12 protein-coding genes are annotated in these 15,849 nt (G+C 42.9%); 7 read left to right on the forward strand and 5 right to left on the reverse strand.

Translation table 11 applies throughout. From position 1 onward, the window contains the following. The first annotated feature begins 139 nt into the window (after positions 1-139). From RMX69_RS01890 to RMX69_RS01910, 5 genes are all read left to right on the forward strand, one after another. Entirely contained in the window at positions 140-1,627 is a 1,488-nt protein-coding gene (locus tag RMX69_RS01890; protein ID WP_322636315.1) for an amidohydrolase family protein, read from the forward strand. Positions 1,628-1,706: 79 nt separating this feature from the next. Then, positions 1,707-3,185: an amidohydrolase family protein gene (locus RMX69_RS01895; protein ID WP_322636317.1), complete on the forward strand. Its 1,479-nt coding sequence runs from the start codon at positions 1,707-1,709 to the stop codon at positions 3,183-3,185. 313 nt (positions 3,186-3,498) lie between these two features. Beyond that, entirely contained in the window at positions 3,499-4,320 is an 822-nt protein-coding gene (locus RMX69_RS01900) for a class I SAM-dependent methyltransferase (protein ID WP_322636318.1), read from the forward strand. Between the two features lie 487 nt (positions 4,321-4,807). Further along, the gene (locus RMX69_RS01905; protein WP_289799646.1) at positions 4,808-5,914 is read left to right on the forward strand and encodes an aliphatic sulfonate ABC transporter substrate-binding protein; all 1,107 of its coding nucleotides are present in this window, start codon (positions 4,808-4,810) and stop codon (positions 5,912-5,914) included. Positions 5,915-5,952: 38 nt separating this feature from the next. After that, positions 5,953-6,843 carry a TauD/TfdA family dioxygenase gene (locus RMX69_RS01910; RefSeq protein ID WP_322636319.1) on the forward strand — a complete coding sequence of 297 codons (891 nt, stop codon included), beginning with the start codon at positions 5,953-5,955 and terminating at the stop codon, positions 6,841-6,843. A 50-nt stretch (positions 6,844-6,893) separates the two neighbouring features. Here the strand turns inward: RMX69_RS01910 and RMX69_RS01915 are convergent, their stop codons facing one another. Continuing rightward, complete coding sequence (locus RMX69_RS01915) at positions 6,894-7,871, reverse strand: threo-3-hydroxy-L-aspartate ammonia-lyase (RefSeq protein WP_322636320.1); 978 nt, start codon at positions 7,869-7,871, stop codon at positions 6,894-6,896. A 482-nt stretch (positions 7,872-8,353) separates the two neighbouring features. Between RMX69_RS01915 and RMX69_RS01920 the strand changes: the two genes are divergently transcribed. Next, on the forward strand, positions 8,354-9,166 hold the full coding sequence (locus RMX69_RS01920) for an SDR family oxidoreductase (protein ID WP_322636321.1): 813 nt from the start codon (positions 8,354-8,356) through the stop codon (positions 9,164-9,166). Positions 9,167-9,961: 795 nt separating this feature from the next. Further along, on the forward strand, positions 9,962-10,492 hold the full coding sequence (locus tag RMX69_RS01925) for a hypothetical protein (protein WP_322636322.1): 531 nt from the start codon (positions 9,962-9,964) through the stop codon (positions 10,490-10,492). A 433-nt stretch (positions 10,493-10,925) separates the two neighbouring features. Here the strand turns inward: RMX69_RS01925 and aroF are convergent, their stop codons facing one another. The 4 genes from aroF to RMX69_RS01945 form a co-directional block, all read right to left on the reverse strand. Continuing rightward, a complete protein-coding gene (gene aroF, locus RMX69_RS01930; RefSeq protein WP_322636323.1) occupies positions 10,926-12,029 on the reverse strand; it encodes a 3-deoxy-7-phosphoheptulonate synthase in 1,104 nt (367 codons plus the stop codon). A 45-nt stretch (positions 12,030-12,074) separates the two neighbouring features. Then, entirely contained in the window at positions 12,075-13,184 is a 1,110-nt protein-coding gene (trpD, locus tag RMX69_RS01935) for an anthranilate phosphoribosyltransferase (protein ID WP_322636324.1), read from the reverse strand. 59 nt (positions 13,185-13,243) lie between these two features. Continuing rightward, complete coding sequence (gene trpB, locus RMX69_RS01940) at positions 13,244-14,473, reverse strand: tryptophan synthase subunit beta (RefSeq protein ID WP_322636325.1); 1,230 nt, start codon at positions 14,471-14,473, stop codon at positions 13,244-13,246. A gap of 94 nt (positions 14,474-14,567) precedes the next feature. Next, positions 14,568-15,836, reverse strand: coding sequence for a tyrosinase family protein (locus RMX69_RS01945; RefSeq protein ID WP_322636326.1), 1,269 nt, complete (start codon positions 15,834-15,836; stop codon positions 14,568-14,570). Positions 15,837-15,849: the final 13 nt, after the last annotated feature.

The following is a 15,849-nucleotide window of genomic DNA, read 5'->3' on the forward strand; positions in this document are numbered from 1 at the left end:
TCTTTACTAAGCACGCCACATTAGATGTAAAGGAAAATTCCAACTTCTTCAAAAGAATTGCTGTTGAGAAGAAAGTAAACAAACTTCTGAATCAGCATTGACTATCTACCCAATCTAATTGAAAAATAAGGTAGAACCTATGACTATTGCATTAGACCGTCCCAGAAAAACTAAGTCTGCTCAAATTCGGGAAAAGCTGGGTTATCCCATCATTGATACTGATGTGCATACCCAAGAGTTTCCCCCAGCATTCTTGGACTATTTAGAGCAAGTTGCTGGAACTGCGATCGCAGAGCGTTTTCAAGAACACTTACCCGGTGCATCTCGCTCTAAATGGTTTAAGCAATCTTGGGATGAACGCCGCACTTACCGCACCGCCCGCCCTCCTTTCTGGACTCGTCCCACTAACGATCCCCTAAATTTAGCTACCGTTAGTTTGCCAAAGTTGTTGCACGAACGCTTACAAGAAGCTGGTACAGACTTTGCCGTTGTGTACCCCAACTTGGCAACGATGGCGCCACACATCGGCAATGAAGAAATGCGGCGGGCTGTTTGCCGTGCGGCTAACACTTACCACGCTGATATTTTTCGTCCTTATAGCGATCGCTTAACGCCCATTGCGGCAATTCCCATGCATACGCCCGAAGAGGCGATCGCAGAATTGGAATACGCGGTGAAAGTACTGGGACTCAAAGCCATTCAAATCCCCGGACATATCCGCCGCCCGATTCCCGCCTTCGAGAAGTATGGCGAAGAAGTAGCCAACGAAGCCATCTGGATTGATACCTTTGGCTTGGATAGTAAATATGATTACGATCCCTTTTGGGCGAAATGTGTAGAACTGAAAGTTGTACCCACCACCCACTCTTCCGGTATGGGGTGGATCAATCGGCGTTCCATTAGCAATTACCAATATAACCATATTGGTCACTTTGCATCGGCTGGAGAAGCACTGTGTAAATCTCTGTTCTTTGGTGGTGTAACTCACCGCTTCCCCACACTCAAGTTTGCCTTCTTAGAAGGAGGTGCAGCTTGGGGTGCTAGTTTGTACGCTGATTTGATTTGGCATTGGGATACTCGCAATAAAGACCATTTGGTGGAAAATAACAATCCCGCCAATATCGATCGCGAAGAACTGTTAGAACTATATACCCGTTACGGCGGCGAATTAGTACATGGTCGTTTGGATCAACTAGGTAGTGGTTTAGGTTTCCACGCTGAGTTATTATCTCCCCTAGAACCAGGTGATTTAGATGAATTCGCTGTTGCCGGAGTTACCAAGCCAGAAGATATCCGCGATCGCTTCTTGAATCACTTTTACTTCGGTACAGAATCGGATGATACCCGTGTAGCTCAAGCTTTTAACCGCAAAGCTAACCCTTATGGCGATCGCGTTAAAGCCTTCTTAGGTTCCGATTCTGGTCATTGGGATGTACCTGATATTACTGCGATCGCAGCTAATACCTATTCAATGGTAGAACGCAAGATTATCAGCGAAGAAGATTTGCAATATTTCCTGTCAATTCATCCCTTGGAGTTGTACACCAGCCTGAATCGTGACTTCTTCAAAGGTACAGCTGTGGAGAAAACAGCAGATGAATTTTTGGCTGGGAAAGAGACGCGATAAATCGCCGTCTCTACAAAGGATTGATTCTGCTTCTTTGTCAATGCCCATAAACAATTTGAATAATTTAGGGTAAATTATCATGACGATCGCTTTAGACCGCCCACAAAAAACCAGGTCTGCTCAAATTCGGGAAAAACTTGGTTATCCAATCATTGACACCGATGTACATACCCAAGAATTTGAACCAGCAGTCTTGGATTATTTAGAACAAGTTGGTGGAACTGAACTTGTCGAACGTTTCAAAGAGAATTTACCAGGATCTTCCCGTTTTAAGTGGTATAAACAAACTTGGGAAGAACGTTTTGCTTATCGTACCAATCGCCCTAACTGGTGGGGTCGTCCCACAAAAAATACTTTGAATCTGGCTACCATTAGCTTACCCAAGTTGCTACACGAACGCTTGCAAGAAGCAGGTACAGACTTTGCCGTTGTGTACCCCAACTTGGCAACGATGGCTCCGAATATCGGCAACGAAGAAATGCGGCGGGCTGTTTGTCGGGCAGTTAACACCTACCATGCTGATATTTTCCGCCCTTATAGCGATCGCTTAACACCCATCGCCGCCATTCCCCTGCATACTCCCGAAGAAGGGATTGAAGAGTTGGAATATGCGGTAAATGTTCTGGGACTCAAAGCAATTCAAATCCCAGGTTATGTTCGTCGTCCAATTCCTGCCTTTGAAAAATACGGCAAAGAAGTCGCTAACGAAGTAGTTTGGATTGATAACTTTGGCTTAGATAGCCAATATGATTACGATCCATTCTGGGCTAAGTGCCAAGAACTGAAAGTTGTACCCACAACTCACGCTTCTAGCCAAGGTTGGACAACTCAGCGTTCCGTCACCAATGCCCAGTATAATCACATTAATCACTTTGCCTTTGCAGCAGAAGCATTATGCAAATCGCTGTTCTTTGGTGGAGTTACTCGCCGCTTCCCACAATTAAAATTTGCCTTTTTAGAAGGTGGTTCAGCTTGGGGTGCTAGTCTATACGCCGATATTATTTGGCACTGGGAAACCCGCAATAAACAACATTTGTTGTCAAATAACAATCCTGCCATTATCGATAAGGAAGCATTAGTAAAGTTATATACTCGCTACGGTGGCGATCTCGTAGATGGACGCTTAGATAAAATTGGTGATGGTTTAGGATTCCACCATCAACTATTAGCTCCAGAAGATCCAGGCGAACTCGACGAATTTGAACTAGCAGGAATTGAGAAGCCAGAAGATGTGCGCGATCGCTTCTTGAATCATTTCTACTTCGGTACGGAATCAGACGATACCCGTGTAAGCCAAGCCTTTAATCGTGCAGCTAATCCCTTTGGCGATAGAGTTAAAGCCTTCTTGGGTTCAGATTCCGGTCACTGGGATGTGCCTGATATCACCGCCGTTACAGCCAACGCCTACTCAATGGCAGAACGCGAAATCATTACCGAAGAAGACCTCCGTTACTTCCTCTCAATCCATCCCTTGGAGTTGTACACCAGTCTCAATCAAGACTTCTTCAAAGGTACAGGTGTTGAGAAAGCCGCAAACGAATATTTGGCTGGGAAATAGGGAATAGGGAATGGGGAATAGGAAAAGAATTACTATGCCCCATGCCCAATGACCAATGCCCATCTTTACAACGTTCCATGTTCCATTTCCTCTGTTCACTTGTAGCGTGGGCCTTGCCCACTCTACATTTCTCTTAAATAACGAACCGCAGAGGCGCAGAGGACACGGAGAAATGGAGTTTAAAAAATATATCCTAAAACCGACGCAAAGATCCTCTCTATGTTCTCCTCCCTCTGCGTTCTCTGCGCCTCTGTGGTTCGTTTATTTGGATAATTTATTTCTTGGAAATCCCTTACCAAAATCCAAAATTGATATGACTCAACTAAAAACACTTCCCACCTACGACCCAAGTTTATTTGAGGGAGCTGCTGAAGGCTACGCTCAATATAGAACCAAATACCCACCGATTATATTTGACAAACTAGCCGAAATATTTAATCTCAATGGTCAAGGACGACTCCTGGATTTAGGTACTGGCCCAGGATTAATTTCAATTCCCTTACGAACTCAATTTGAGGAAGTTGTGGCGATCGATCCCGATCCAGAAATGATTGCAGAAGCTAAACGGCAAGCAGCAGCAGTTGGAGCAAATAATATTACTTGGTTAGAACAAGGAGCAGAGTTAATCGACTCTAGTTTAGGGAAATTTAAGTTAACCACTATTGGTAGAGCCTTCCACTGGATGGAACGCGAATTAGTGCTTGAGCGCCTTTATGAATTGCTTACTGATGATGGTGCATTAGCACTGCTTAACACTGGTGATAACCCTTGGGAAAGTAATTTACTTTGGAAACAAGCTGCTGTTGGAGTAGTGAAAAAATGGTTAGGTGAAGAACGCCGAACTGGACAACGAGGACAAGGCACTCGTAAGCCAGTCGATCCTCCCCATGAAGTCGTAATTGGTAATTCGGCTTTTGCTCGTCAAGAAACCTATGAAGTGCCATTTGAAAAATCTTGGACTGTCGATAGCTATCTCGGCTATTTATACACTACAGCCTTCTCTCTGAAAATTTTCTATGGTGATAACGCCCCAGCATTTGAAAAGGATCTTAGAGAAGCACTACTAGCAGTTGAGCCGTCTGGACATTTTACAGAAGAACTCAAAGCTACAATTTTAGTCGCTTGGAAGCACTAGAAAAATTGAACATGATTGAAGAATAATTCAGAATCAAAACGCCACAAATTTCAATCTTCCACTAGCACGACCCTGGAGTGGGCCCTTCTCACTCCACTTCCTAAATTTTTCCCTCTCAACTCTTAAATTCTCAGTTCCTCGAGTCGTTATAGGGTGGGTAATACCCACTCTCTTTTCTATTTTAGACATTCCCAGAAATTATTTTTATTTATTACAGGACTTACGCACGGGTAACAGAAAATCGAACCACAGAGGACGCAGAGTTCACGGAGGAATGAGAGTTTCAGAGGTTTCTTGCGTAAGTCCTATATTAAAAAAGAAGTGAGAGTGGGCTACGCCCCGCTGCGCTAACAGAATTTAGGAGTAACTAAGCTCCCCTCTCTTCTTTTGAGAGGTATGAGGGGAAAGGAAGAGTTATTTGGATTCTTTGATTCGCAATTCATCATAATCGTTTTAACCACCGATCGAGAAATAAAAATAACAACCCATGCCAGCTTTAAAAGGAAAGTTTGAATTCAGGAAAAGCCAGAGAACAACACGCCGTTCCTTGTTATTTGCTCTGGGCTACTGCTTAATGCTATCGACAGTCTTATCGAGTTGTGGTGAAGCCAAAAATAACACTCAGCAGTCAACAACTTCCCCTGAGTCTACTGCTTCATCTGGCACTACAGAAAAGTCAACTGATAAGCAAGTAGTACGGATTGTACGTTCAAAACAACTTTCTGCTTTAGCAGTTTTAGAAAAACAGGGTGCTTTGGAAAAGCGATTAGAGCCTCTGGGTTTTAAAGTACAGTGGGCTGAGTTTGCCGCTGGGCCACAACAGCTAGAAGCCTTGAATGCAAATGGACTAGATATTGCATCTACAGCCGAATCGCCTCCTGTATTTTCACAAGCAGCAGGAGCGCCTCTTGTTTATCTAGCTACTACACGCCCTAGTGGTAAAGCAATTTCACTTTTAGTTCCCGTAAACTCTCCGATTAAAAGTGTTACTGATTTGAAGGGAAAAAAAGTGGCTTTTCAGAAAGCCTCTATCGGTCACTATTTATTAGTTAAGGCTTTAGAAGACGCAGGACTAAAACTGAGCGATGTCCAATCAGTTTTTCTAGCGCCGCCAGATGCAAATGCGGCATTCAGTCAAAACAAGGTGGATGCTTGGTATATCTGGGAGCCATTCGCTACTAGAAATGTACAAAATAAAATCGCTCGTGTTTTAGCAGATGGTGGTAAGTTGCGGGATACTGGTAATTTTTACTCAACTTCGCGCCAATTTTATCAGGCTCATCCTGATGTAATCAAAGTGTTTTTAGAGGAACTAGAAAAGGCAGAAATATGGACGAAGGATCATCCCAAAGAAGTAGCACAACTGCTTGCTACTGTAACTCAGTTAGATCCACCGACTCTAGAAATCATGCATAAGAAATATGACTATGGGCTGCTACCAATCACTGATAAAACTATTACTAAGCAACAGGAAGTTGCAGATAAGTGGTACAGCTTAGGACTTATCCCCAAGAAAGTGAATGTTAGAGAAGGGTTTTTAACACCTGAAGAGTACGCCAAAATTACTCCCTCAGAGGTGTTAGCGAATAAGTAGTTAACACCTCTGAATAAACTAAAACACAGGAGAATATTATGCCAATCTCGACTTTGACAAAGGTTAAAGTTAGGTCTATTGATGCCCCTTTGGGAGCCATAGTTACCGATCTGGATGCTAGTCAACCGATCGCACCTGAAGTTATCTTACAACTTAAAGAAGCTTTGCGCGTAGACGCGAAGCGGCTTGTCGCCAGACATCGCCACATCTTAATCTTCAAAGACCAAAAGCTCTCCGATGAACAACTTTTAAACTTTTCTCTATACTTTGGCGCACTCTTTGTACCATCTGATGAAACTCCAGTGTTGGCTTCTAAACCAGGAGAAACTCCGGTAGTAATTCCAATTTCCAATGTCGATGGTGGCTATACTGGTACTGGAGAATTAACTTTCCATTCCGATCACAAATGGACTCCGACCCCATCTAGTGGTTCGCTTCTTTATGCGTTGGAAATACCAACTCATGGTGGAGATACTTATTGGTTAAATACCAATTTAGCCTATGAGGCATTAGATGAAGCCACCAAAGAACGGATTGCAGATTTGCAGTTAATTACCTATAACCCATTTTTGCGAGATCGGAATGCACCCCGCTCTTTGTATCGTTTAGACAAAACTATTGCTTTAATCAGTCCAATCTTTCCCCATCCTTTAGTTAGGACACATCCAGAAAGTGGTAAGAAGCATCTTTACTTAGATGCTGCTACAGAAGTGGAAATTGTCGGGTTAGAACCGGAAGAAGGATCTAAATTGATTGAACAGTTGAGGCAACATTTAACTCAACCCAAGTTCTACTACCAACACAAATGGTCTGTAGGTGATATTGTCTACTGGGATAATCAAGCTACCTTGCATTACCGTCAAGCATTTGATCCAAATGAGCGACGAGTATTAAAGCGGGTTAGCCTTGCAGGTAGTCGTCCCTTTTAGGATTTATAGCTCAGAAGATTAATCTAATGGGCAATTGGGAATTTAACTTTTCAATTCAATCCCACAGAAAAGAATTTACCAACTTGCCCTAAATCTACATTCCCACCACTGATGATCACACCAATTCTCGCTTCTGGTGCTGTCACCACGCCTTCGAGTAAAGCAGCAGCAGCTAATACCCCAGTAGGTTCAACTACAATTTTCAGACGCTCCCACAAGAAAAACATAGTGCGAAGAATCGCCTCTTCCGATACCGTAACCATATCATCGACGTAATGCAGCACTAAGGGAAAAGTAATTTGACCAAGGCTAGGAGTCCGCGCACCATCAGCGATAGTATTAGGATTTTTGACTGTTTGTAAGGTTTTGGTGTGAAAGGAGCGGGTAGCATCATCGCCAAGGACTGGTTCTACCCCGATGACTTTACAATTGGGTAAAAGTGACTTGGCTGCGATCGCACATCCTGAAAGTAATCCGCCACCGCCACAACAGACTAATAGTAAGTCCAACTCACCAACTTCTTGGATTAGTTCTAAAGCAGTTGTCCCTTGTCCGGCGACGACATGGGGATGATCGTAAGGAGGAATGAGTATGAGAGAGCGATTATCCGCTAAATTTTGGGCTAATTCTTCTCGGTTTGTTTCTTGGCGATTGTACAAAATTATCTCTGCACCATAACCACGAGTCGCAGTTTGTTTGACAATGGGTGCATCATCAGGCATGACAATAGTGATGGGAATATTTAGTAATTGTCCAGCTAAAGCGATTGCTTGGGCATGATTTCCTGATGAATAGGTGATAACGCCTGTTTGTTTTTGTGCTAGCGATAGTTGCGCTAAGGCATTGTACGCACCTCTAAATTTAAATGCCCCCGTGCGTTGAAAGTTTTCGCACTTAAAAAACACTTGGCTATTGGTGCGATCGTTAACGATTCTAGATGTTAGTACAGGTGTGTGGTGGGCAATCCCTAAAATTCGCTTTTGTGCTGCTTGCACGTCACTTATAGCAACGGAATTAGGTTGTGTCATTGATGATATTTAAGAATTCAGGAGTCAGAATGGGCTAAACGCCCCGCTACCGCTAACAGAAGTCAGAATAGTTAAAGAATCAGGAGAATATTTGATAATAAATATACTAAGTATACTAGATTCTTGCTAAATTATGACTCTTGGGTGCTGAATTCTAACGACGAGATTAAATATTCTTGCTCTTGTTTATATAGATACAGATTTTTATATTTGCGTTTAATATCCTGGATTGAAGCATACTCATTTCAGGTGGATAGCATCATTTTTTCACTATAAAAATAGCTACGGCAAACATTATATATTGCTGTAGCTAAATTTATAAACGTTAAATAAGAATCCAGAAGTCAGAATAAATTAGCGGGAAGTTTAAAAGAATTTAAATTAAATTCTGTTAGCGGTAGCGGGGCGTTTAGCCCTTTCTGGCTCCTGACTTCTGAATTCTTTTTGTTAAATTAATTAACTCCAATTCGCCATTTTTTAACATGAATCAAACATACGGAATTCGGCAAAAAAGAACTGCTTTAATTACAGGAGCGGCTAGTGGTATAGGCTATCAATTAACCCAGATTTTTGCCCGTCATAGTTATAATCTTGTATTAGTAGATAAGAATGAATCAAAACTTACTGAAATTATAGATGAATTTCCCCAAAAGTTTGGCATTTCCGTCAAAATTTTTGTTAAGGATTTATCTATCCCAACATCCCCAGAAGAAATTTTCACAGAATTACAGCAAGCATCCATCAAGATTGATGTGCTAGTTAACAATGCTGGCTTTGGTACTTATGGAGCCTTTAGCGAAACAGACCTCAGCACTGAATTAAAAATGCTTCAGGTAAATATGGTCAGCCTGACTCATTTAACGAAGTTGTTCCTCAAAGATATGGTTGAGCAAAACTATGGAAAAATATTAAATGTGGCCTCAGCAGCAGCTTTTCAACCAGGCCCTTTAATGGCAGTTTATTTTGCTACTAAAGCTTATGTTTTATCATTTTCAGAAGCGATCGCGAATGAATTAGAGGGTACAGGTGTCAGCGTGACTGTTCTTTGTCCAGGGCCAACAGCATCGGAATTCCAACAAAATGCTGCAATGGAAGATTCCAAGATTGCTAATGTTAACAGAATGATGGATACAGAAACCGTCGCTAGGATTGGTTATCGGGGCTTAATGAAAAACAAAACTGTTGTTATTCCTGGGATGAGAAATAAGATATTAACTGAAAGCGTCAGATTTACGCCCAGAAATTTAGTCACAAAGGTTGTTAGAAGTATGCACGAACTTCAAAAAAAGAGGTAGTTCGATATCTGGCTTTTCATTCTTATTTAGCTTTTACGTCGTCAGCTCCGCACCATAACTATACTCAGTTTGGTGTCGGGATATAAGACGATTAATTAAGAAACGCCCTTAGCTCGACTTTATCCAAAATGAAGAGCTTGGTTCTCTTGATACGGCAAAAATTCTAGCTTTTTGGCAAAAGCTTTTTCGATGTTACTGATTCTCGGTGAAATCAAAAAAGTAAAACTACTGCCCCACAAAGGTTTCAGCGTCAGATTGAGTGTTGCCCAAAAATGGATAAAGTCGAGTTTAGAGGATGTTTGAAAAAATTTTTACTGTTTTTATGTTGTTAATGAATTTGGGTCGTTCTGTTTGGAGCGTCTATTGAAATAGGAGATGCAGATGGTCACACTTTAAAAGAAATTATTGAAGTATTTCGCTTAACCTATCAATCATTTCGCCCCGTAAAGTTTCCTGAAGCCTAGCAGTAAATTTCTGTTGCATTTTGCTCAACTGCATTTTTTTTCACTATACTTTTTAACAAATAAAGCTAATCTGCCTTCAAATTGTACTAACTGTGCGCTAAACCCTAAGAGGATGTCTGAAAAGTATCAAATATTTCTTGATCCCTCCTAACCCCCCTTAAAAAAGGGGGAATAAGAGTCTTAAAGTCCCCCTTTTTAAGGGGGATTTAGGGGGATCTCCAAGGGCTAGATGTATACAAAAAAACTTTTCAGACATCCTCTAATCCTATGGCACTCAAGCCGGAATTTTGAATCACGATTAGCTTAGTCCCTTTTGTTGAAGAGGTGTAAAATGGCTAACTATCGAATTCGTTATTCTGATCCCAATGATCCTCTAGCAGTCTTTCAATACGATACTGAGATAACGGGCACACAGTTCAATAATCGTCTGCAAGGTACTAATTCTAGCGACCTTATCGTAGGAGGTGCGGGAAACGACACGCTGCTTGGTGGTAATGGAAATGATATCCTAATAGGCATAGGTAATTATAATGAAACAGGCAGAGATGTTTTAACAGGAGGCGGAGGAGTTGATATATATGTGGCTGGCAACGGTTACGACAACTTCTACAACAATCCTGCTGGAGATGCCATAATAACAGACTACAACTCGTCGGAAACTATTGTCATAAATGGTGATATAGAGTTAAAGTTCGAGGCTAAATCTGTTGCAAATGTTGGAACCTCATCTCCTGAACTGATAATATATGCGGCCAATTTGTCTCAAGTTATTATTCAAGACTTTGGAAGTAGCAATAACCTAAATTTCTTTAATACAGACTACGCAGGGGAGAACGATCTTGGGGGTGTCTTCTTAGTGTAGATAAACTTCTTCCTCCCTGCATACGTGCAGGGTTATACTCAGTTCATTTGCAAAGAGGAAGATTCCCACGTGATATCATGTCCGCTTGATTGCTTATTAAACCCGAAGAACCCCACCCCGCCAAAGCTGTGCTTTGTCTCCCCTCCCCGCAGGCGGGGAGGGGGTTGGGGGTGGGGTTATTTTATTATGGGTAATTTGGCAGACATGATATGAGGCGAAAATTTAGTCGCGATCGCCTATACTCTTTTTAAGAAAAACTGATTAGCAGATTCTTTATTCTAAAAAATCTGCTAATCAGGTTTAGCCATTTGCAAAGATCAGTCAAGATTACGTCTAAGTAGGTGGGCGGGAAAATTTACAAGTATGTCATTGCGAGTGAAACGGAGTGTAACAAAGCAATCACAAAAACTTTGACGATTTTACCTTTTGTGACCTACTTATTTAAGAGTTCTGGCGTGGAGAGAATGCGGCTTTCACCAATCTTATCAAATGCAGGTGTAGACCAGCGATCGACTACTTTACCTAGAATTGACATTTCTTGAACCAAGCGGTCAAATTTCTCAGGGGTGAGAGATTGGGGCCCATCAGATAAAGCTTTTGCGGGATTGGGGTGAACTTCAATCATTAAGGCATCTGTACCAGCTGCGATCGCAGCCATTGCCATCGATGGCACATATTCAGACCTACCAGTACCATGACTGGGATCGATCATAATTGGTAAATGGGTCAGCGATCGCAACACTGGCAGCACTGATAAATCTAAAGTATTCCGCGCATATTTACCATCAAAGGTTCTAATTCCTCGCTCACAAAGAATCACATTGGGATTTCCAGATGCCAAAATATATTCTGCCGCCATCAACCACTCGTCAATTGTTGCAGACATACCCCGCTTCAGCAGCACAGGTTTATCTTGAGCGCCTACCTTTTTTAGCAGCGAAAAGTTGTGCATATTTCGCGCTCCGATTTGGATTATGTCAGCTACCCTCGCCACTGCTGATAAATCGGCAGCATCCATCAGTTCTGTGACAATACCCAAACCAGTAGCTTCCCGCGCTGCTGCTAACAAATCTAAAGCGCTTTCACCATAACCTTGAAACGCATAGGGTGAAGTACGGGGTTTGTAGGCTCCGCCACGCAAAAACTGTGCCCCAGCTGCCTTTACGCGCTTTGCTGTTTCGACAATCATCGCTTCATTTTCAACAGAACAAGGCCCGGCTACCACTACAATCGGATGATGTTCGCCGAAATAGACACGACCGTTAGGTGTCGGTACAACAACTTCGCTGGCTTCTCCATGTCGGAATTCTCGACTTACCCGCTTGAAAGGTTGTTGCACTCGTAATACTTGCTCAATCCAAGGGCTGAACTCCTGAACCTGTAATTTATCGATGCTAGTGGTATCACCAATTAGCCCCAGTACAACTTTATGAGTGCCAACACTTTTTTCTACGGTGACTTTCCAAGTGTCACTCAGTTCTTGGCTAATGCGAGTAATTTCCTCAACAGGTGTACCGCTTTTAAGTATGATAATCATCTATTCTTCCTTCCGTATAGTTTTTGGGTGTAATACAGTCCGTTCTTACCTTGGCGAATCGTGTAAAAATTCCGCAAGTTGTTCTAATTTTGTCCAAGCCGCGCCGCTTTGCAGAATTTCTTTGGCAAGGACAATACCTTTAACACAACCTGCTAAAACATCAGTTTCCCCATGAATGGCTTCACCAACTTGCAGGGCTAAGGCTGTATTTAAAGCGACTACATCTTGTTGCGCTTGAGTGCCTTTACCTTGCAAAACTGCTTTCAAGATTTCGGCATTTTCTTGGACATCTCCACCGTGCAACGCCGCAGTGGGTGCAAAACTTAAACCAAGTTCTTGAGGATTGAGCGTCAAAGAGCGGACTTTTTTATCTTGGAGTACAGCCAAGTCGGTGACATCTGCTAAACCAGCTTCATCTAAACGTTCCCGGCCGTGGAGGGCGATCGCTTGCTGACATCCCAGTTGGGATAAGGCTTGCACAATCTCTTCCAGTAAAAGCGGGTCGTTGACACCAATAATTTGTCCCGTCGGTCGCATGGGATTTACTAGCGGGCCGAGCAAGTTAAAAACAGTCCGCACCTTCAAAGTTTTTCGCAAAGTAGCGATCGCCTTTAGTGCAGGATGCCAGCCGGGAGCAAACAAAAAGGTGATTCCGATTTCACCCACTACGGCTTGCACTTTTTCAGGAGTGGCGTTGAGATTTATACCCAAAGCTTCCAGCACATCCGCCGAACCAGTCTTACTAGATGCCGAACGATTGCCATGTTTGGCAACCTTTACCCCGGCGGCGGCGGCAACAAAGGCGACAGCAGTCGAGATATTAAAAGTTGAAGCACCATCTCCACCAGTTCCACAGGTGTCAATTAAGGGAGTATGTAGAGACGCGATTAATGGCGTCTGAGAAGATTGCGATTGCAATACGCTAGCCATACCAACTAATTCTTCAGCGGAGACGCCTTTGGCTTGAATTGCGGCTAAAATCGCTCCTGATAGAACATCGGGAATGGTATCTGTGAGCCAACCTTGCATCAAATCCGCAGCTTGGGGAACCGTCAACGATTGCCGATTTAACAACTGTTGTAATAAAGCTGGCCAGTTGTAGAATTCAGGAGTGGCGGGGATGTTGTCAAGTGGAGTTTTAGTTACAGCTATCATATTTATTGGGCATGGGGCATTAGTGATTCACGAAGGACAAATGACAAATGACAAAAAAATTAAGGAATTAGGACTTTGGCAACAGTTTGTACATCTTTATCACCTCTACCGGAGCAATTAATGACGATGCGAGGACTGCCTTTTAATTGAGGACAAAGGGTTTCTAAATATGCGATCGCATGAGCAGTTTCTAAGGCTGGAATAATCCCTTCTAGTTGCGAAAGCCTTTGAAATGCGTCTAATGCCTGTTTATCGGTAACACTGTAATATTCGGCGCGGCCAAGATCCTTTAAATAACTATGCTCAGGGCCAACGCCAGGATAATCTAATCCGGCACTAATTGAATGGGCTTCGATGACTTGACCATCATCATCTTGCAGTAAATAGCTCATTGCACCGTGCAATACACCTATTTTTCCTTTTGTCAAGGTAGCAGCGTGTTTTTCTGTATCTACACCTTCACCCGCAGCTTCCACTCCAATTAAACGCACTGAAGGTTCATGCATAAACTCATTGAATAAGCCGATCGCGTTGGAACCTCCACCCACGCAAGCCAGTAGAATATCTGGTAATCCTCCCCATTTCTCCTGCGATTGAGCGCGAGTTTCGATACCAATTACTGCGTGGAAGTCACGGACAATCATCGGGTAGGGATGAGGCCCGGCAACGGAACCGAGGATGTAATGAGTTGTTTCCACGTTTGTCACCCAATCTCGAATTGCTTCCGAAGTTGCATCCTTGAGAGTTCCTGTACCTGCCTCCACTGGACTAACTTCTGCCCCCATTAATTTCATCCGAAACACGTTCAGGGCTTGGCGTTCCATATCGTGAACGCCCATGTAAATCACACATTTCAAACCAAACCTAGCACATACGGTTGCAGTCGCTACGCCGTGTTGTCCTGCACCTGTCTCGGCAATCACCCGTTGCTTACCCATACGTTTAGCGAGTAACACCTGAGCCAACGCATTATTAATTTTGTGAGCGCCTGTATGATTTAAGTCTTCGCGCTTTAAATAAATTTGCGGCCCCGTGCCATCTGGTCTAGCGTAGTTTGTTGTGAGGCGTTCCGCAAAATATAATGGGCTGGGCCGTCCTACATAATCTCGCAGTAAGTTTTGCAATTCTGCTTGGAAACTTGGCTCGTTGCGATATTGATGAAATGCTGCTTCTAATTCACTTAATGCAGGCATTAAGGTTTCTGGGACGTATTTACCGCCAAATCTGCCAAATCTACCCAAAGAATCTGGTTGTTGAGTTGCAATCTTGATGTCTTGTATGCTTACCACTGCTTAAAATCCTTTTACGTTTAAATATTTTTTACTTTGGTAACAGAGCGGCTGGTGAGCAGAGTCGAACCATGCCGAAGTGTCGGACTCAAATTCATCCTGAATTCTGACTCCTGAGTTCTGAATTCTTCTGATAAAATTCTCTTCGCGTTTCCTTTTCAGGGGTTTTGTAGATATAGCCCAGATTTCTGTGATTCAAAACGTCTATAGGGCGCACCAAATCGCTAGAGTCAAAATTTGGTAATAGGGATAATAAATCTCCTAACGGCGTAGCTTTGGGGGTAGACATACCGCCATCCCAAGGCCACATTAGGTCTTTAAGATTGTGTCCGTAAGCCTGACCATTAGCAGGATAGAAATCGCTACCTTGATGACCGTTTTCTTGCCATTCAGCCCAGAGGCGGTCTGCGTTTGCATGATGCAACCAAAACACTGGGTCATAAGGCGAACTTGGGATATTGCTCATAGTACCCAAGCCCTTAAACTTTACGGGTCTTGTGCTTGCATCTATCTGCACCCCACCAACTAAACCATGAATGTAGTTGTGTATAAATCCTCCTGGAGTGACTTTACCTCGCTCATCTACAGAGATAAATCCTTCCAAAGCAGGGCGAAATAGAGAATAGTTATTAAGACTCAGGACACGCTCAACATCTTTTTTGGGCACTGGATAATCACTGGCTGGAGGTAATCTTAGAAAACGTACAAGTGATGTACCTAATGAGGTTTGGGTTTCTGGGTCAATATTTAATGTCGGATTCATAACCCAGCCATTTGCAGCTGAAAAAGCCCCAGGTACAGCGCCGCCTGTAAAGTTTCCCTGATTTGGAACTTTAATGGTTACTCCTTGACCGTTAGAACCAAGAAAGTCATCATTAAAAATTACATCAAGTGCTTTGGCATCTGTCCAATCCCAGTATGGCAGAGTAACAGTTGGGTCTACTGCTTGCAAAGCTTGTTCAAATCTGCGGATATATTCTCGATGCCAAGGGAAAAATGCGGCATTTTCATGAGCAAGTTCTTGGACGGAACCATCGGAATGTCCTTTATGGTTATGAATTAAGCGTGTTGCCCCTATGTGTATGGCAACGAATTGGTCGTAAATACTGAGCTTGCTACCTGCTGGTATGACAGTTTTTAAGGTTTTGATAGCCTTGACGAAGGCTGTTTTCTCTGCTGGTGTCAGGTCAGTTACGTTCTTTCTTACGGCTAAATGAGCGTATTGCCCTGGAAGATTATGATTCCAATGGTATTTGTATTGTCTGTGGTCAAGGCGATCGTGGGCAAAGACTGTAAGCGCAGAGGTGGTAACTAAAAGTACGCTATAAATTAATATTTTGACAGATTTCAGCAGGGATTTCATTATCTTAATCGAA

Origin of the sequence: Nostoc sp. EspVER01 (assembly GCF_034530635.1) — a bacterium.
GTDB lineage: Bacteria > Cyanobacteriota > Cyanobacteriia > Cyanobacteriales > Nostocaceae > Nostoc.